Genomic DNA, 15,579 nt, shown 5'->3' on the forward strand with positions numbered 1-15,579 from the left:
AAGAGAAAGAGATCAAGGCATGTCCATCGATAAGGACACGGTGAAGCGGGTGGCAAAGCTGGCCCGCATCCGCGTGACGCCAGACGAGCTGGGGCCGCTGGCCACTGAAATTTCCGGTATTCTGGGCTGGATCGAGCAACTGAACGAAGTGAATACCGACGGCGTGCAACCGATGGCGCGCGTCGTGCAGATGAAGCTGCCCATGCGCGAAGACGTGGTGACCGAGCAGGATCAGAACGAAAAGGTTCTGAAGAACGCTCCCGACGGCGTTGGCCGCTTCTTTACCGTGCCGAAGGTGGTTGAATAATGACCGGGCTTCTCGACAAGAGTGTTGCCGGCGCCCTGAAGGGCCTGGCGTCAAAAGAATTCACGGCCGTCGAACTGACCGACGCCTATATCGCGCAGGCGGAAAAGACCCGCTCGCTCAATGCCTTCATCACCGAGACCTTTGATAAGGCGCGGGATGAGGCCAAGGCGTCGGACGCCCGCCGTGCCGCCGGTAACGCCGGTGCCATGGACGGCATCCCCGTCGGCATCAAGGATCTCTTCTGCACAGAAGGGACCCTGACGACGGCGGCCAGCCACATCCTCGATGGCTTTGTGCCGCAGTATGAATCGACGGTGTCGGGCAAGCTGAAGGCGGCGGGTGTCGTCTCGCTCGGCAAGCTGAACCTCGATGAATTCGCCATGGGCGGCGCGAACCTCCACAGCTATTACGGTCCGGCCCGCAATCCCTGGGACCCGACGCTGGTTCCCGGCGGCTCGTCCGGCGGTTCGGCGGCGGCGGTTTCAGCGCGCGCTGTCATGGCTGCAACCGGCACCGATACCGGCGGCTCGATCCGTCAGCCCGGTGCCTATTGCGGCATCGTCGGCCTGAAGCCGACCTACGGTCGCTGCTCGCGTTGGGGCATCGTCGCTTTCGCTTCCTCGCTGGATCAGGCTGGCCCGATGGCCCGCACGGTTGAGGATGCGGCGATCATGCTCGGCTCCATGGCTGGGTTTGATCCCAAGGATTCGACCAGCGCCAATGTGGCCGTGCCGGACTTTGCCAAGGCCCTGACCGGCGATATCCGTGGTCTCAAGGTCGGCGTGCCCAAGGAATACCGGGTCGACGGCATGAATCCGGAAATCGTCGCGCTCTGGGACAAGGGTGTTGAATGGCTGAAGGCGGCGGGTGCCGAGGTTGTCGAAATCTCGCTGCCCCACACCAAGCATGCGCTGGCGACCTACTACGTCATCGCACCGGCCGAGGCATCCTCGAACCTCGCCCGTTATGACGGCGTGCGTTATGGCCTGCGTGTCCCCGGCGAAACGCTGGACGATATGTACGAGCTGACCCGCGCCGCCGGTTTCGGTCGCGAGGTGAAGCGCCGTATCCTGATCGGCACCTATGTGCTGTCGGCTGGGTACTATGATGCCTACTACCTGAAGGCCCAGCGGGTCCGTGCCCTGGTGGCGCAGGACTTCACCGAGGCTTTCAAGAAGGTCGACGTCATCCTAACCCCGACCGCGCCGACGCCCGCTTTCAGCATCGAAGGCGCGCCGGAAGATCCGGTCGCCATGTATCTCAACGACGTCTTCACGGTTCCGGCCTCGCTGGCCGGTATTCCGGGCATCAACGTGCCGGCGGGCCTGTCGTCGGGCGGCCTGCCGCTCGGCCTGCAGATCCTCGGCCGCCCGTTCGATGAAGAAACCGTGATCCGGGCCGCCGGTGTGATGGAGGCGTCTGCCGCCTTCTCCGCCAAGCCCAGCATCGTTGCGTGAGGGAAACCACGCCATGACCTACACGATTAAAGGCAAGACCGGTGACTGGGAACTGGTGATCGGCCTCGAAGTCCACGCCCAGGTAACTTCCAACGCCAAGCTGTTCAGCGGCTCGGGTGCTGCTTTCGGCGCCGAAGCCAATGGCCAGGTGTCGATGGTCGATGCCGCCATGCCCGGCATGCTGCCGGTCATCAACAAATGGTGCGTCGAGCAGGCGATCAAGACCGGCCTCGGCATCAATGCGACCGTCAACACCTACTCGGTGTTCGACCGCAAGAACTACTTCTACGCCGATCTGCCCCAGGGTTATCAGATCTCGCAGTTCCTGCAGCCCATCGTCTCCGACGGTCACCTGATGATCGAAGTGGGCGGCGAGACTAAGCGCATCGGCATCACCCGCCTGCACGTCGAGCAGGACGCGGGCAAGTCGATGCATGACCAGGATCCGCGCCGCTCCTTCATCGATCTCAACCGTTCGGGCATCGCCCTGATGGAAATTGTGTCGGAACCGGATATCCGCACGCCCGATGAAGCGATGGCGTATCTGAAGAAGCTGCGGACCATTCTGCGCTATCTCGACACCTGCGACGGCAACATGGAAGAAGGTTCCATGCGCTGCGACGCCAACGTGTCGGTGCGCAAGGCGGGCGAGCCGTTTGGCACCCGTTGCGAGATCAAGAACGTCAACTCCATCCGCTTTGTCGGTCAGGCCATCGAATATGAAGCCCGCCGTCAGGTGGAGGTGCTGGAGGATGGCGGCGAGATCCGTCAGGAAACCCGCCTCTATGACAGCAATAAGGGCGTCACGCGCTCCATGCGGTCCAAGGAAGATGCGCACGACTATCGCTACTTCCCCGATCCCGACCTGCTGCCGCTGGAAATCGAGCAGGCCTGGATCGACCGCGTGAAGGCGGCGATGCCGGAACTGCCCGACGCCCGCACCGAACGCTACGTGTCCCTGGGCCTGTCGCCCTATGATGCGGGTGTGCTGGTGGCGGAAAAGGAAACGGCGGCTTACTTCGAAGCTCTGGCCAAGGGGCGCGATGCCAAGCTGGCGGCGAACTGGGTGACGTCGGAACTCTTCGGCGCGCTCAACAAGACCGGCAAGAGCATCGAGGAAGCCCCGGTCTCGGCCGACAAGCTGGGCGGGTTGATCGACCTCATCTCCGATAACACGATCTCCAACAAGATCGCGAAGGACGTGTTCCAGATCATGCTGGAAACCGGCGAAGATGCGGGTGCGATTGTCGAAAAGCAGGGCCTGCGTCAGGTTACCGATACCGGTGCCATCGAAAAGGCGATCGATGACATCCTGGCGGCCAACGCCGACAAGGTCGCCGAATATCGCAGTGGCAAGGACAAGCTGTTTGGGTTCTTCGTCGGTCAGACGATGAAGGCCACGGGCGGCAAGGCCAACCCCGGCATGCTGAACGATCTGCTCAAAAAGAAGCTGGCAGGCTGAACAAGAGAGTTGTCATCCCGTGGCTTGACCACGGGATCCCCTCCGGGAGCTTATCCATCTGTCTAAGACAAGGCGGAACGGCGCGGAAGGAGATCCCGGGATCGAGTCCCGGGATGACGTATTCTGGGAACTAGTCTCCGCCCTGCTGGTTCTGATTGCGCGAGCTTTTGAGGCCGCCTTTGCGGCCAGCTTCGGCTGCCAGCTTGTGGTTCTGCGAGAAGCTGCGCTTCTCGTCCGGGACGTTCTGACCGCCCTTGCGGCCAGCCGCCGCGGCAAGCTTGGGGTCGCGGGAAAAGCTGCGCTTTTCATCCGGGACGCTCTGACCGCCCTTGCTGGCGATCGCGCGTTGCTTGCTTTCGTCCATCGATGCAAAGCCTCGATTGGATTGGGCCATTGCTGTTCTCCCTCTCATCGGATGATCGGTGCTTCGAAGCCGTGACGGCTCCTGCACCTACAACACCCAAGATAGGGGTAAGTTCGATGACGTCAGCGCATGCCAGGGCGATGTCGCGCCGTTGTCACTCCGTATATACGCGAACGATTAGCGCCAGCCCGCCAACTCGCGTTCCAGGATACCGCGCAGGACGGTCAGGCCTCCGGCGCTGTCATTGAGGCAGGGGACTGTGGTGAAGTGGCTCCCACCCGCATGAATGAAAGCTTCGCGGTCGCCGATATCGATTTCTTCGAGGGTCTCGATACAGTCGGCAACGAACCCCGGCGTGATCACTGCGACCTTCTTGATTCCGGCTTTCGCCATCTCGACCAAGGTCACATCCGTATAGGGCTGCGTCCATTCCTTGGGGCCGAAACGTGACTGGAAGGTCAACTTAAGCCGGTTTTCGTCCATACCCAGGCGGGCGCGCAGCAATTCGGCCGTTTTTGCGCAAAGCTGCGGGTAGGGGTCGCCCTTTTCGCCATATTCCTTGGGGATACCGTGGAAGGAGGCGAGAATCACCTCCGGTTGCCAATCCAGCGTCGTCAGATGCTGGGTGATGGAACTGGCCAACGCCTCGATATAGGCCGGATCGTCGTGCCAGTCCGGCGCGATACGGACGGCGGGCTGGCGGCGCATCTTCATTAGAACGCGGAAGGCCTGATCGGCGACGCTGGCGTTGGTCGATGCGGAATATTGCGGATACAGCGGAACCACCAGAATGCGGTCGCAACCCTGGGCGCTCAAAGCCTCGATCTTGCTCTTGAGGCTCGGGTTGCCATAGCGCATGGCCCAGTCGACGATCACCGTGTCCTGGAACTCCGGCGCCAGCGCTTCGGCCTGCCGCTTGGTGAAGAGGCGTAGCGGCGAATCCTCGCCCCAGACCTTGGCGTAGTTCTTGGCCGTGCGGGCAGGGCGGAAGGTCAGGATGATGGTGTTCAGCAGCAATTGCCACAGGACGGGGTTGGCCTCCACCACCCGGCGATCGGACAGGAACTCGCGTAAGTACCGGCGCACCGGCCCGACGGTCGGGGCATCGGGTGTACCGAGGTTGACGAGCAGGGCGCCGATCTTGGGGGAGGGCATGGGAATGTCCTGATAAGGAAGCAGTTGAGAGCCGATATCAACGGAAGCGTCCGTTGGCAAGCTTTACCGGCCCGTTGCGACCCTTTGGCCGATATTGAGAAACCTCCGTCATCCCGGTGCCCCGACACCGGGATCTCCTCCGGGAGATTGTCCAATTCTAACATGCCGGCGTGGAAACGCCCCCGGAGGAGATCCCGTGGTCAAGCCACGGGATGACGATCACCAAAAAAGTCATCTGCCCGATGTTACAGAGCGCTACCAAATTCTTGCCCTCCCATGGTTGCGCTATCTGGGCTTCGCCCGCTACTGATAGGCCCCCTTTAGAAGGACCTGCCATGACCGCCGCTGCCCTCCAGGCCGAACCCAAGGCTGCACAACGTGCCGTGCGCCTGTTTTTCCTCGTCTGCGGGATTGGGAATGCAGCCTGGGCGCCGATGGTACCCTTCCTGAAGGTTCGACTTGGGCTCGACGACGCAATGCTGGGGCTCGTCATGCTGGCGCTCGGCACAGGCGGGACCATCGCCATGCCACTGGCAGGGGTGATGATCCATAAGATCGGCACGCGCCTGACCATGACTCTGGGCGGTCTGCTGTTCGCCGCCTCCCTGCCGCTGCTGGCCCTGGCGCCGAGCTTCTGGATCCTGGCGGCCTCGCTTGGCATGTTCGGCTTCGGGCTTGGCATGCTGGACGTCTCGATGAATGCGCAGGCGGTGATTGTCGAAAAACTGACCCCTCGTCCTCTGATGTCCGGCTTCCACGGCATGTTCAGCGTCGGCGGCCTCGTTGGCGCAGCGGGGCTGAGCGGCCTGCTGGCACTCGGACTGTCGCTCACCTCCGGGGCCGTGCTCGTGACAGGCCTGTTGCTGCTGATCATTGTGACCCAGTTCCGCGATCTGCTGCCGATGGCGCAGGAGCCGAGGTCGGAAAAGGGTGAAGGGCTGCGCTGGCCGGGTTGGAGCGTCATCGCCATCGGCCTGCTCTGCTGCATCTGTTTCCAGGCCGAAGGGGCCGTGCTGGACTGGAGCGCCGTGTTCCTGCGCTTCTCCCGCGGGATGGAGGAAGCGACCGCCGGTTATGGCTATGCGGCTTTCTCCGTCGCCATGGCGGCAGCGCGCCTCACGGGCGACCGGATCACCTCGCGCCTTGGCCCGACCACGATCCTGCGGGTTGGCGGCAGTCTGGCGGCATTGGGCTTCCTGATCGCCGTCGCAACACCCTGGGTCTGGGCGTCGATGGTCGGCTTCTTCCTGGTGGGGTTAGGGTGCGCGAATGTCGTGCCGGTGCTGTTCAGCGCTGCCGGACGCCTGCCGGGCGTTTCCCCCGGCGTGGCGATCCCCATCGTCGCCTCACTCGGCTATGCCGGGATCCTGCTGGGGCCGCCGGTGCTGGGGTTCGTCGCCAATGTCACCAGCCTGTCGTTTGCTCTTGGCTGCATTGCGGCAGCATTGCTGATCGTGGCCGCCAGCGCCCGGATCGCCCGCGCCTAAGCGGTCCTCGCCGCCGCCAGATCCCGAAAGATCTGACCCGTCTGGGCATCCGCCGGGAAGAAGGCCTCGATCGCCAGTTCTGACAGGGTGATATCGACCGGGGTGCCGAAGACGGTGGTGGTGGAGAACATGGCAAGATCTCCCAACGGGCTTGCCATGCGGATCGGCACGAAGACCCCGCCATGTTCCTCTTCCCGCACCACCTGGGACACCCGGTCCTTCGGGGCGGGATAGGCGGCCAGCTCCTCCATCAGATCTTTCAGAACCCCATCGCCGGACACATCGATCTGGCGGCGCAGGCGGGCCAGGATATGGGCGCGCCATTCGGGCAAATTGAGGATGCGCGGCGCCAGCCCGCCGGGATGCAGGCTGAGGCGCAGCACATTCACCGCCCCTGCGAGCAGGCTGGCTTCCTCCACCCCCGCCATCAACGGGGCGAGGGCGGCATTGGCGGCCACCAGCGTCCAATGGCGGTCGACGGCTAGAGCCGGGAAGGGATCATGGGCGGTCAGCACCGTATCGATGGCCCGCCGGGCCGCTGCCAGATCGGGATCATCCAGGCCGCGTTCGCCAAAGACCGGTGCGTAACCGGCCGCGATCAGCAGCCCGTTCCGGTCGCGCAAGGGTACTTCCAGCATTTCAGCCAGATGCAGCACCATGTCGCGTGACGGCTGGGATCGCCCTGTCTCCAGGAAACTCAGGTGGCGGGTCGAGATCTCGGCTTCGAGCGCAAGATCCATCTGGCTGAAACGGCGACGCTGGCGCCAGTCGCGCAGCATCTCTCCGATAGGGCGGGGTGCTTGTGTCATGGGCAAACTCTAGGCGGCATAGGGGCTCTGCTCAATTACCTTCCAGGTAATCGACGGCATGACCCCGGATGGATCATGGATAAAGGCATCGGCGATCCCCGCCGCTCGAAACCAAAAGGATCTCTGCCATGACCCGCTTCAACGCCACTCAGTTTCTGCGCCGCGTCCTGATCCTCGATGCCGTTGCCAGCGGCGCCACCGGCCTGCTGCTCCTGTTGGGCGCCGGTTTCCTGACCCCCTGGCTCGGCCTCGATGTCCCCTTGATGCAGGTGTCCGGTGCCATTCTGGTTCCCTACGCCGCCGCTGTCGCCTATCTCGCCACCCGTGAACAGTTGAACCGGAAAGCCGTGCTGGCGGTGGCTATCATTAATGCGCTCTGGGTGGTGGATAGCATTGTCCTTCTGGTCGGCGGTTGGGCCGAACCGACGCTGCTTGGCATTCTGTTCGTCGCGACCCAGGCAGCGGTGGTCGGCATCTTTGCCGAACTGCAGATCATCGGCCTCAAGCGCGCAAAGATGGCAGCCGCCTAGGCTGCTGCAAAAAACTCAGAAGGCCCGGCACAAGTGGCCGGGCTTTTTGTTTTTGTGCAGACAAATAAACACAACCTTAAGCAATCGCACCCATGCTCCTTATGGCTAGGCGGGGGCAACCGTCGGCTGTATGTCGGGGGGTACTATGGTCTTGGGAATGACGATACCGGGCGCGCGTGCGCTGGCTTTGAAGTCGGCCGCACATGAGGTGCTGGATCTGACTGTCAAACCCAAGCTTCCAGTCGTCAAGGAACCGGCACCTGCCTCCCAGCCCGTGGTGTCAGAAACCTCGGATGGCCCATCCACCAAGATCGACGTCTAAGAGTGGAAAGAGCGGCCTGCTGGGCCGCTCTCCCATCCGAACCTTAGGCAGCTTCGAAATTTTCTGTCCGAATGGCACCGATTGAGCGGATCGTCTGCACGCAGGCGCGTGCCGCCTCCTGGCCCTTCTTCACGAAATGCTCCTTGAAGAAGTCGCTATGCACGGCATGTTCGTGGAAATGATGCGGGGTTAGCACGGCCGACATCACCGGCACTTCGGTTTCCAGTTGGACCTGCATCAGGGCCGAGACGACGGTATCGGCCACGAAGTCATGGCGATAGATCCCACCGTCGACCACAAAGGCCGAGGCGACAATCGCGCGATAGCGACCGGTCTTGGCCAAAAGCTTGGCCTGCAACGGGATCTCGAACGCGCCGGGAACCTCGAAGATATCCACGTTGGCGGCAGGCAAGCCCAAGGACGGTACGGTGGCCATGAAGGCGTCGCGGCATTGCCCGACGATATCGAGGTGCCAGGCGCCGTGAATGAAGGCAACGCGACCGTTGATGGGAAGGGGAGAAGACTGATTCATGGTCATCCTTTCATCGGACCAGAATCAGGGCATACGGGGACAAAGTCCGCGATTGCAGACTTTGACCCGTTCTCTTTCATCCGGACTATGACCGTCGGCCCTGGAATCGCACCAGATCTGCTGACCCCACTGCCTTGCGGCGATGGGCGCTCGCGGGCTTGGGGTTGCCCCCTTACCGCCGGTGGGGACTTTCACCCCGCCCTGAGAACATTGTGCCGCACGGGACATCCGGCGGCCCTCTGAACCTAGGGCGTCACCTTGCCCGCTGCAAGGTCAGTTCATCTGCGATCCGGCATTGGGCAGCAGGGCGATGGCGGCATGGGTGATCGTTGCGCCGTCGTTTGACAGCGGTAGGATCAGGCGCCCGACGGTCATGAAGGGCTTGGTCGCGATGAAATGTTTGGGGTGGAAGATCGGGCGGCTTTCCGCCTCCATGATGCGCAGGCTGGCGATCAGGTCGATCTTGTAGTGTTTATCGGCCTCGGAAACCCGGCGCCCCGTCCATTCCTCGCCCGTCATGCGCACGATCTCGCTGCCGTCCAGGCGGATGATGAAATCATCGCCCACCTTCTCGAACAGACTGATGAAACCCAGCCAAGGCTGCAGCGCAAACGGGTTGAAGTCGCGCTTGGCAACCAGCCCATTTTCTTGTCGAAGCGATTGCCAGAAAGCCAAAAGCGTTGCCAGGCGAGGGTTGGTCGCTGGATCGACTGTGGTAAGGGGCTGACCGGCTGGCATGCCGCAGAGTATGACAAGCTGTAGCAAAAGCGCCAGGGGGCGCCTTGCTTTAGGCGGTGATTAATTCTGCTCCGGCACGACCGAGCGGGCTTCCTCCGCCTTGAAGAAATACTGGCTGGAAACCAGCCAGCCTTTCAGCGGTCGCAGGGTCGGAATGCAGGTCAGCAGCAGCACCGGCAGGGTGGTCACCAGATGCACCCAGGTCGGCGGCTCGAACGCGATCTCGATCCAGAGCGCCAGCAGCACGGCAGGCACACAGGCGAACATCATCACGAAAAAGGCCGGGCCATCGGCGGGATCGGCAAAGGAAAAATCGAGGCCGCAGACACGGCATTGCGGCGCCAGCTTGAGGAAACCCTGGAAAATCGATCCCTTGCCGCAGCGGGGGCAGCGACCCTTAAGGCCGGTTTTATGGGGCGGGATGGCGGGCCATTCTTGGGGGGCGGTCATAGTCGTCTCCTTCAGACGAGCGTGCGATGCGCAGGGGCCCGCATCAGCAACTCGTCCAGCAAAGTCAGGGCAGTCTTAAGGGCGGTACGGTCAGCGGCTACGCCGAGCGAGATGCGGAGGGCCTGGACAGTTGGGGCGCCGGTGGCGAACAGATCTCCGGGCACCACGGCAAGTCGGAAGCGCCGGGCCTGATCGGCGAAATCGGCGGCACGTCGGCCATTTGGCAGGCGCAGCCAAAGGTGGGAGGCGGCGGGATTGGCGGTGATATCCGCGTCCTCCAGCACTTCCCGCGCCAAGGCCTGGCGCGCGATATTCTCCGCCCGGATCGCGCTGGCGAAGCGGCCCAGCGAGCCGTCCTTGATCCAACGCGCGGCCAGGGCGGAGAATAGGGGCGGTGCCATCAGTTGAGTTGCCCGCAGCACACTGGCCAGCCGTTCCGCATCGAGCGCATTGGGGCAGACGCAATAGGCGATCCGCAGGGCAGGCGATACACATTTGGATAGGGTCGACAGGTGCCAGGTGATGTCCGGCGCGAGCCTCGCTATGGCGGCCGGGGGCTGCTCCAGCAGCGGGCCATAGGGATCGTCCTCGATGATCCAGAGGCCATGGCGGCGGCAGATGGCAGCGATCTCGACCCGCCGCGCCTCCGACAGGGTGGCGGTCGTCGGATTGTCGATGGTTGGAACCAGATACAGCGCCTGGGGCCGCTGGGTGGCGCACAGGCGTTCAAGCGCGTCCGGCAGGATCCCTTCGTCATCCATCGCAACCGGCAGCAGCGTCAGATCCAACTGCTGCGCGACGGCCTGGATGCCGGGATAGGTGAAGGCCGGAACGCAGAGCCCGTCGCCCGATTGCATTAGCAGCGCACAGACGGCATAGAGCGCGGCCTGGGAACCGCTCGTAACCAGAATATGCTCGGGCTCCAGCGTGCCGAGGCGCGGGGCGAGCCAACGGGTGGCGGCTTTGCGCGCGGCGGGGCTACCGGCGGTGTCCTGATATTGCAGCGACGTCTGACCACCTTGGAGCAGACTGGCGATGCCCTCCGCGATCCGGCTAGACAGATCGGCGACGACCGGCGGACTGTTCATCGACAGATCCAGCGCCGCTGGTGCTTCCGTCCTGTCTTCGCCTGCCCGGATAAAGCTGCCGCGCCCCACATGGGCCTCGATCAGTCCCTGGCGCTGCGCCTCGGTGAAAGCCCGCGTCACCGTGGTCAGATCGATCTCCAGATGGTCGGCAATGGCGCGCTGGGACGGCAGCCGGTCGCCGGTCTGCAATCTTCCGGTCTGGATGTCGGCCTTCAAGGCCTCCACCAGCCCAAGGTATTTGGGCCGGACGCCAGGGGCGATATGAGGTGACCAATCGGACATTTCAGAGCCATTGTCTGCTTTTGACGCTGACAATCTATGTATCATTCTTATAATGTATGGGGAATATCCGAATCATACTGGCCGACATGCAGTTAAATTGTATGGCTATAGATCCATACATTTGAGGGGCGCGATGGGGACGATTGTCTTTGATCTGGATGGCACGCTGGTGGATGCGCTGCCAGATTTTACCGACGCGATGAACCGTCTGATGGCCGCGATGGCACTGACGCCGGTGACGGGGCCGGAGATCGCAGGGTATCTGGGTGACGGGCCGCGGGTGTTGGTCGAACGGGTGCTTACGGCGCGTGGCAAGCCGATGGACGAGAGCGCACACGCAGCCTTTCTGACCGATTACACTGCCCATGCGGCTGAAGGTTCACTCCTGTTTCCAAATGTCACGGAAACTTTGGAAGAACTGGCCAAGCGGGGCTGGCGACTGGCGGTCTGTACCAACAAGCCTGCTGCAGCGACGGAGATTCTGTTGCTTGCCCTCGATATCCGCCGCTTTTTCGCGACAGTCTCGGCAGGGGACAGTCATCCCTTCAAAAAGCCCGATCCCCGCCATCTTCTGGCGGCGCTTGCGGGAGAAACGGGGCGGTCAATCATGGTTGGCGATCATCGCAACGATGTGCAGGCAGCGCTGGGGGCAGGGGTGCCTTGCATTTTCGCGGGCTGGGGCTATGGCAAGCCGGAGATGGCGGCTGGCGCGACAGCGGTTGCGGGGCGCTTTGCCGACGTCGTAGAACTGGCGGAGACACTATAGGGCGAGGGTTCAACGTGGCACGGGTATCCAAGGCAGACGATGCGGCGATCAAAGGGCAGCGCAAGCTGTCCAACGATCTGATCGCGGCCCATGATGCGGCAGGGCTGCATTCCTTCTTCCTGGAGGATGCCAAGGTGATCGCGGGCGACGGCTCGCTGATCACGGGCGCCGATGCCATCATCGAAGCCTTCGGGGCGCAGTTCCGCGAGCCGTCCTTTGGCAAATATGTGCGCACGACCCAGACTTTGCAGATCGATCAGGACGGCATGCGCGCCGCCGAAAGCGGCCGCTGGGCAGGATTCTGGAAAGGCGAGGGCGAAGATCGCACCATGTCCGGTCAGTATCTCGCCGTCTGGCGCTATACGGAAACCGGCTGGAAGATCGAGAGCGAACTATTCGTGACGCTGCTGAACCGGGGGAGCTAGGTATGGCGAAGCAGGCCAACTCCGGAATGAACAAAGCCGTATGGGTGGAGCCACCACCCGTTTACGACGTCAAGGCGCTGACACCGGTGATGAACAAAACCAAATGGGATGAGTTACGTCTGGCGATGTATGATATCGAGCCGACGCCAGGCTGGAGCACTCTTAGCGACAACGGGTATCAAAGCACTGTCGATGGTGAGTGGTACTATCATTTTCGCATAGGACTTTATGTCGATATTATTCATGTGGACATCCTTGTCGATACACTCGACCAGCGCAACAAGGTGCGGCAGGCTCTGAAAACCATTCATGTTCCGGGAGAAGAAACGGATACGGGCTTCCGAGTTTTCGGCTACATCGAATCCGGGCAGACCGTGACCTATATCTAGGCGCTAAACATCGATCGCTGCCTCGCGCCCGCCCGGCAGGGGCAGCGACAGGCGCCAGCGATCCAGAACTAGCATTTCTGCGGTGTCCGGCTTGGGTTTGGCCGTCCAGTCGATGGGATCGATGAAATACTGCTGACGGAAGGGCCGTGCGAGACCGAGGCCGATGATGCGCCAGCCGCCCTCGGCAAAATGCACGATCTTGCCCTTGATGCCTTCATGGCTGATTTCGTCGTTCGGATCTTCCTGCACGCGAACGGCCAGCGTCGCGGGCTGTTGGGTTCCGAAGAAATAACCGGAGGTCTTCTCCGCTTCCAAAGCATCGCCGATGGAATGGCCTTCGGACAGTTGCAAGGCCAGCAGCATGGGCTTGTGCTTCTTGCCGCCACCGATGTCGAAGCGCAGCATCACGCCGTGTTCTTTCAGGAAGACCAGATGCCCTGGCGCAAACTGTGCTGCCTTGCGCATGGTGAGCGCCTCGGCGGGCAGGGGCTGCGTCAGGTCCTGAATCATCAGATCTCTCAAGCGGTTGTATCCCGCATACATAGGCCGATTGCGTGCCATCATCCAGATGATCGCGCGCCGGGGGTGTTCAAAATATGGAAAATCGGTGAGAAACGACCCCATGCGACAGCTTTTGATCATCGGTATCGGCGCGGGTGACCCCGACTTCATCACCATGCAGGCCATCAAGGCGCTGAATCGCGTCGACGTATTTCTCATCCCCGACAAGGGCGACGAGAAGCAGGCCCTGAAGCAACTGCGCCTCGACATCTGCGACCGCTATGTCGAAAGAGAGTTCTCATGGCGAGAATTCTGTGTGCCGAAGCGCGAATCCGAAGGCGACTACAAGGCCAATGTCGCGCAATGGCATGCCGAGATCGCCGAAGCCTACGAGCGGTTGCTGACTGAGGTACCGGAAGACGGCGTTGCGGGCTTGCTGGTCTGGGGCGATCCCTCGCTCTACGACAGTACGCTGCGGATCGTCGACAGCCTCAAAGAGCGCGGCCGGGTTGCTTTCGAACACGAGGTCATCCCCGGCATCACCGCCGTGCAGGTGCTGGCCGCCAAACATCGCATTCCGCTCAACCGCATCGGTGAACCGGTGCTGGTGACCACGGGCCGCAAACTCGCCCAAGGCTGGCCGTCAGAGGTGGAAACGGTGGTGGTGATGCTGGATGGCGAACTTGCCTTCACCAAGATCGACCCCACCGGACTGGAGATCTTCTGGGGCGCCCATCTCGGCACGCCGTCAGAGGTGCTGGTGTCGGGTGATCTGGCGGCTGTCGCGGATGAGATTGTCGAGAAGCGGGCGCGCAGCCGGGCGGAGAACGGCTGGGTGATGGATACCTACCTCATCCGGCGAACTTAGCGCGATATTTTCGGAAGGCTTTTCCACTCTTCAATCACCGCCGTCCTCCAGTGATCGAGCGTCTCGTAGAAAGTGTCGGCGCTTAGCCATGCCTCTGCCGTAGACTGCCGAACCTCACTCGAAATCTCGCTATTGATGAAACCGATGAGGCGAACCTGATCGCCGATATCGAACTGAAGCACGTTGGTCCCGTCATCGAACTCTTGGTCCGCTGTCCACTTGATATCAGCTGTGTAGATCGCGTTTTGAAACTCTTCATTGGAAAGGCCGAAGAAGGTCTGCCCTGCTCCTTCTTCACGGTAGAGGGCTATAGCGGTTGCTAATGCGATTTCCTGAGGATTCTCGACACCAGAGAATGGCGCTGTGTGAGTCCCACGCGCGGCAATACGATCTGGAATGCAGTCATAAGAAAACATCGTTGTGGCGTCGGGTGCGTCGATACCGAACCTGCGCTCGCTTATATGAAGCAATACATAACCCATACCCAGGAAGCTGCGATGTTCCTCGCCGTAAGCCTCTGTGATCTGGGATTCGATAGCGAACGTTCTGGGGTCGCCGATAATCAAAGCGCTATCCCTCCGATGCCAGCTTCCGCGAAATCAGGTCGATGAAAGCCTCGGCCGCGACCGACAGCGGGCTGTCGGGCAGGGTAATGATGCCGTAGGAATAGCTGCGGTCGGGGCGCATCGGGCGCATCTCCAGGGCCAGATCTGAGACGGCGCTGGCAAAGACCTTGGGAATGATCGCGACGCCCAGACCGGCGGCCGCACAGGCGCAGGCGGTTTGCACTGAATGCACCTCCAGGCGGCAGCGATAGCCTGCTCCGGCGCGACGCAGCTCGAATTCCAGTTCCGTGCGGTTGACGCGCTGACGGCCCAGAAGGATCAGGTCGGCGCGAGCGAGATCGCGGATCTCGATGATCTGGTTTTCGGCCAGCGGATGCCCCTTGGGCATGACGCAGAGGGTGCCGCTGACGGTGATCGGGCGGAAATCGAGGCTCTGATCCTCGGTCGGCATGCGCACGAAGCCGAAGTCGGCGACACGGGAGCGGACCATGCGCTCGATGGCGTCATAGGGGCCTTGCAGGATTTCCAGCGTCACGCTCGGGCGGTCTTTCAGGTATTCCGCGACCATGCCGGGCAGGCTTGTATTTGCCATTGTATGGGGAAAAGCCATACGCACCAGGATTTCCCCGGTCGCGCCGTTCTTCAGGCTTTCGGCCGCAAGCCGCACCTGGGTCAGGCTCAGCATCAGGGCGTCGACTTCGCGGAAGAAAGCCTGCGCTTCGGGGCGGGGGAGCAGGCGGCCCTTGTCGCGGATGAACAGCTCGAAGCCGATATCCTCCTCCAGCGCGGTCAACTGGCGGCTGATGGCTGACTGCGACAGACCGAGCGAACCGGCGGCCGCGATGGTCGAGCCAGCCTCCATCACAGCTTTGAAGACCTGCAGGTGTTTTAGGTTCATCGGACCGAAAACGTCATAGCCTGATGCGGTCTTGTCATAATATTGCGGCCCCTCCCCGGACGTGCGTTCTTTCTTAGCACAGGAGTAGATCGGAAAACGGGGGCTCTGACAACGAAGCTCCCATCCGGTCTGCAAAGGTTGGTCAAGGGGAAGGGCAGGCCGCATGACGGTCTTCATTATAAG

Annotated in this window: 20 protein-coding genes and 1 riboswitch; of the genes, 10 read left to right on the forward strand and 10 right to left on the reverse strand. The window is 61.9% G+C overall.

Features of this window, described 5'->3' with window-relative positions:
• The first annotated feature begins 19 nt into the window (after positions 1 to 19).
• From gatC to gatB, 3 genes are read left to right on the forward strand one after another with little or no spacing between them, the layout of a single operon-like run.
• Positions 20 to 307: an Asp-tRNA(Asn)/Glu-tRNA(Gln) amidotransferase subunit GatC gene (gene gatC, locus ACFSM5_RS22090; protein WP_379879140.1), complete on the forward strand. Its 288-nt coding sequence runs from the start codon at positions 20 to 22 to the stop codon at positions 305 to 307.
• Positions 307 to 1,764, forward strand: a complete 1,458-nt coding sequence (gene gatA, locus ACFSM5_RS22095) for an Asp-tRNA(Asn)/Glu-tRNA(Gln) amidotransferase subunit GatA (RefSeq protein ID WP_379879142.1) — start codon at positions 307 to 309, stop codon at positions 1,762 to 1,764. The genes gatC and gatA overlap by 1 nt, the downstream gene beginning before the upstream one ends.
• A 13-nt stretch (positions 1,765 to 1,777) precedes the next feature.
• A complete protein-coding gene (gene gatB / locus ACFSM5_RS22100; RefSeq protein ID WP_379879145.1) occupies positions 1,778 to 3,226 on the forward strand; it encodes an Asp-tRNA(Asn)/Glu-tRNA(Gln) amidotransferase subunit GatB in 1,449 nt (482 codons plus the stop codon).
• Between the two features lie 130 nt (positions 3,227 to 3,356).
• Here gatB and ACFSM5_RS22105 read toward each other — a convergent pair whose 3' ends face one another.
• Positions 3,357 to 3,620 carry a con-10 family general stress protein gene (locus tag ACFSM5_RS22105; protein WP_379879148.1) on the reverse strand — a complete coding sequence of 88 codons (264 nt, stop codon included), beginning with the start codon at positions 3,618 to 3,620 and terminating at the stop codon, positions 3,357 to 3,359.
• Positions 3,621 to 3,767: 147 nt separating this feature from the next.
• Positions 3,768 to 4,745: a ferrochelatase gene (gene hemH / locus ACFSM5_RS22110; RefSeq protein WP_379879150.1), complete on the reverse strand. Its 978-nt coding sequence runs from the start codon at positions 4,743 to 4,745 to the stop codon at positions 3,768 to 3,770.
• Positions 4,746 to 5,080: 335 nt separating this feature from the next.
• On the opposite strand from hemH, the gene ACFSM5_RS22115 reads away from it, so the two are divergent.
• Positions 5,081 to 6,232: an MFS transporter gene (locus ACFSM5_RS22115; RefSeq protein ID WP_379879152.1), complete on the forward strand. Its 1,152-nt coding sequence runs from the start codon at positions 5,081 to 5,083 to the stop codon at positions 6,230 to 6,232.
• Here the strand turns inward: ACFSM5_RS22115 and ACFSM5_RS22120 are convergent.
• Positions 6,229 to 7,041, reverse strand: a complete 813-nt coding sequence (locus tag ACFSM5_RS22120) for a helix-turn-helix domain-containing protein (RefSeq protein WP_379879155.1) — start codon at positions 7,039 to 7,041, stop codon at positions 6,229 to 6,231. The two genes, ACFSM5_RS22115 and ACFSM5_RS22120, sit on opposite strands and share 4 nt — an antisense overlap.
• 128 nt (positions 7,042 to 7,169) lie before the next feature.
• Here ACFSM5_RS22120 and ACFSM5_RS22125 point away from each other — a divergent pair, with 128 nt between their 5' ends.
• Positions 7,170 to 7,571, forward strand: a complete 402-nt coding sequence (locus ACFSM5_RS22125) for a hypothetical protein (RefSeq protein ID WP_379879157.1) — start codon at positions 7,170 to 7,172, stop codon at positions 7,569 to 7,571.
• 157 nt (positions 7,572 to 7,728) lie between these two features.
• A complete protein-coding gene (locus ACFSM5_RS22130) occupies positions 7,729 to 7,893 on the forward strand; it encodes a hypothetical protein (RefSeq protein ID WP_379879159.1) in 165 nt (54 codons plus the stop codon).
• Between the two features lie 43 nt (positions 7,894 to 7,936).
• Here ACFSM5_RS22130 and ACFSM5_RS22135 read toward each other — a convergent pair whose 3' ends face one another.
• The 4 genes from ACFSM5_RS22135 to ACFSM5_RS22150 all read right to left on the reverse strand — a co-directional run bounded on the left by ACFSM5_RS22135 (position 7,937) and on the right by ACFSM5_RS22150 (position 10,983).
• Positions 7,937 to 8,425, reverse strand: a complete 489-nt coding sequence (locus ACFSM5_RS22135) for a 6,7-dimethyl-8-ribityllumazine synthase (protein ID WP_417498538.1) — start codon at positions 8,423 to 8,425, stop codon at positions 7,937 to 7,939.
• A gap of 64 nt (positions 8,426 to 8,489) precedes the next feature.
• Positions 8,490 to 8,638, reverse strand: a riboswitch (FMN riboswitch).
• Positions 8,639 to 8,698: 60 nt separating this feature from the next.
• Entirely contained in the window at positions 8,699 to 9,190 is a 492-nt protein-coding gene (locus ACFSM5_RS22140; protein ID WP_379879163.1) for a PAS domain-containing protein, read from the reverse strand.
• Positions 9,191 to 9,223: 33 nt separating this feature from the next.
• The gene (locus tag ACFSM5_RS22145; protein ID WP_379879165.1) at positions 9,224 to 9,613 is read right to left on the reverse strand and encodes a DUF983 domain-containing protein; all 390 of its coding nucleotides are present in this window, start codon (positions 9,611 to 9,613) and stop codon (positions 9,224 to 9,226) included.
• A gap of 11 nt (positions 9,614 to 9,624) precedes the next feature.
• On the reverse strand, positions 9,625 to 10,983 hold the full coding sequence (locus ACFSM5_RS22150; RefSeq protein WP_379879167.1) for an aminotransferase-like domain-containing protein: 1,359 nt from the start codon (positions 10,981 to 10,983) through the stop codon (positions 9,625 to 9,627).
• 133 nt (positions 10,984 to 11,116) lie between these two features.
• On the opposite strand from ACFSM5_RS22150, the gene ACFSM5_RS22155 reads away from it, so the two are divergent.
• From ACFSM5_RS22155 to ACFSM5_RS22165, 3 genes are read left to right on the forward strand one after another with little or no spacing between them, the layout of a single operon-like run.
• A complete protein-coding gene (locus ACFSM5_RS22155; RefSeq protein WP_379879169.1) occupies positions 11,117 to 11,749 on the forward strand; it encodes an HAD-IA family hydrolase in 633 nt (210 codons plus the stop codon).
• Positions 11,750 to 11,763: 14 nt separating this feature from the next.
• A complete protein-coding gene (locus tag ACFSM5_RS22160; protein ID WP_379879171.1) occupies positions 11,764 to 12,174 on the forward strand; it encodes a YybH family protein in 411 nt (136 codons plus the stop codon).
• Between the two features lie 2 nt (positions 12,175 to 12,176).
• Positions 12,177 to 12,563 (forward strand): DUF6678 family protein, encoded by a 387-nt coding sequence (locus ACFSM5_RS22165; protein WP_379879173.1) that lies wholly within the window; start codon positions 12,177 to 12,179, stop codon positions 12,561 to 12,563.
• Positions 12,564 to 12,566: 3 nt separating this feature from the next.
• Here ACFSM5_RS22165 and ACFSM5_RS22170 read toward each other — a convergent pair whose 3' ends face one another.
• Positions 12,567 to 13,073 (reverse strand): hypothetical protein, encoded by a 507-nt coding sequence (locus ACFSM5_RS22170; protein ID WP_379879176.1) that lies wholly within the window; start codon positions 13,071 to 13,073, stop codon positions 12,567 to 12,569.
• A gap of 112 nt (positions 13,074 to 13,185) precedes the next feature.
• On the opposite strand from ACFSM5_RS22170, the gene cobF reads away from it, so the two are divergent.
• The gene (gene cobF, locus ACFSM5_RS22175) at positions 13,186 to 13,932 is read left to right on the forward strand and encodes a precorrin-6A synthase (deacetylating) (RefSeq protein ID WP_379879178.1); all 747 of its coding nucleotides are present in this window, start codon (positions 13,186 to 13,188) and stop codon (positions 13,930 to 13,932) included.
• Here cobF and ACFSM5_RS22180 read toward each other — a convergent pair.
• Both ACFSM5_RS22180 and ACFSM5_RS22185 read right to left on the reverse strand, forming a co-directional pair.
• Positions 13,929 to 14,498, reverse strand: coding sequence for an Imm42 family immunity protein (locus tag ACFSM5_RS22180; protein WP_379879180.1), 570 nt, complete (start codon positions 14,496 to 14,498; stop codon positions 13,929 to 13,931). The genes cobF and ACFSM5_RS22180 overlap by 4 nt on opposite strands.
• A gap of 4 nt (positions 14,499 to 14,502) precedes the next feature.
• Complete coding sequence (locus tag ACFSM5_RS22185) at positions 14,503 to 15,396, reverse strand: LysR family transcriptional regulator (protein ID WP_379879182.1); 894 nt, start codon at positions 15,394 to 15,396, stop codon at positions 14,503 to 14,505.
• Between the last annotated feature and the right edge of the window lie 183 nt (positions 15,397 to 15,579).

The organism is Lacibacterium aquatile, assembly GCF_042683105.1.
GTDB classification, from domain to species: domain Bacteria; phylum Pseudomonadota; class Alphaproteobacteria; order Elsterales; family Elsteraceae; genus Lacibacterium; species Lacibacterium aquatile.

Bases quoted from the DNA above. Each gene is read 5' to 3' on its own strand.
- gatA (WP_379879142.1), top strand. From the start codon at position 307: ATGACCGGGCTTCTCGACAAGAGTGTTGCCGGCGCCCTGAAGGGCCTG.
- ACFSM5_RS22120 (WP_379879155.1), bottom strand. From the start codon at position 7,041: ATGACACAAGCACCCCGCCCTATCGGAGAGATGCTGCGCGACTGGCGC.
- ACFSM5_RS22185 (WP_379879182.1), bottom strand. From the start codon at position 15,396: ATGAACCTAAAACACCTGCAGGTCTTCAAAGCTGTGATGGAGGCTGGC.
- ACFSM5_RS22155 (WP_379879169.1), top strand. From the start codon at position 11,117: ATGGGGACGATTGTCTTTGATCTGGATGGCACGCTGGTGGATGCGCTG.
- gatB (WP_379879145.1), top strand. From the start codon at position 1,778: ATGACCTACACGATTAAAGGCAAGACCGGTGACTGGGAACTGGTGATC.
- ACFSM5_RS22170 (WP_379879176.1), bottom strand. From the start codon at position 13,073: ATGATTCAGGACCTGACGCAGCCCCTGCCCGCCGAGGCGCTCACCATG.
- ACFSM5_RS22165 (WP_379879173.1), top strand. From the start codon at position 12,177: ATGGCGAAGCAGGCCAACTCCGGAATGAACAAAGCCGTATGGGTGGAG.
- ACFSM5_RS22125 (WP_379879157.1), top strand. From the start codon at position 7,170: ATGACCCGCTTCAACGCCACTCAGTTTCTGCGCCGCGTCCTGATCCTC.
- gatC (WP_379879140.1), top strand. From the start codon at position 20: ATGTCCATCGATAAGGACACGGTGAAGCGGGTGGCAAAGCTGGCCCGC.
- ACFSM5_RS22145 (WP_379879165.1), bottom strand. From the start codon at position 9,613: ATGACCGCCCCCCAAGAATGGCCCGCCATCCCGCCCCATAAAACCGGC.
- cobF (WP_379879178.1), top strand. From the start codon at position 13,186: ATGCGACAGCTTTTGATCATCGGTATCGGCGCGGGTGACCCCGACTTC.
- ACFSM5_RS22105 (WP_379879148.1), bottom strand. From the start codon at position 3,620: ATGGCCCAATCCAATCGAGGCTTTGCATCGATGGACGAAAGCAAGCAA.
- ACFSM5_RS22115 (WP_379879152.1), top strand. From the start codon at position 5,081: ATGACCGCCGCTGCCCTCCAGGCCGAACCCAAGGCTGCACAACGTGCC.
- hemH (WP_379879150.1), bottom strand. From the start codon at position 4,745: ATGCCCTCCCCCAAGATCGGCGCCCTGCTCGTCAACCTCGGTACACCC.
- ACFSM5_RS22135 (WP_417498538.1), bottom strand. From the start codon at position 8,425: ATGAATCAGTCTTCTCCCCTTCCCATCAACGGTCGCGTTGCCTTCATT.
- ACFSM5_RS22150 (WP_379879167.1), bottom strand. From the start codon at position 10,983: ATGTCCGATTGGTCACCTCATATCGCCCCTGGCGTCCGGCCCAAATAC.
- ACFSM5_RS22130 (WP_379879159.1), top strand. From the start codon at position 7,729: ATGACGATACCGGGCGCGCGTGCGCTGGCTTTGAAGTCGGCCGCACAT.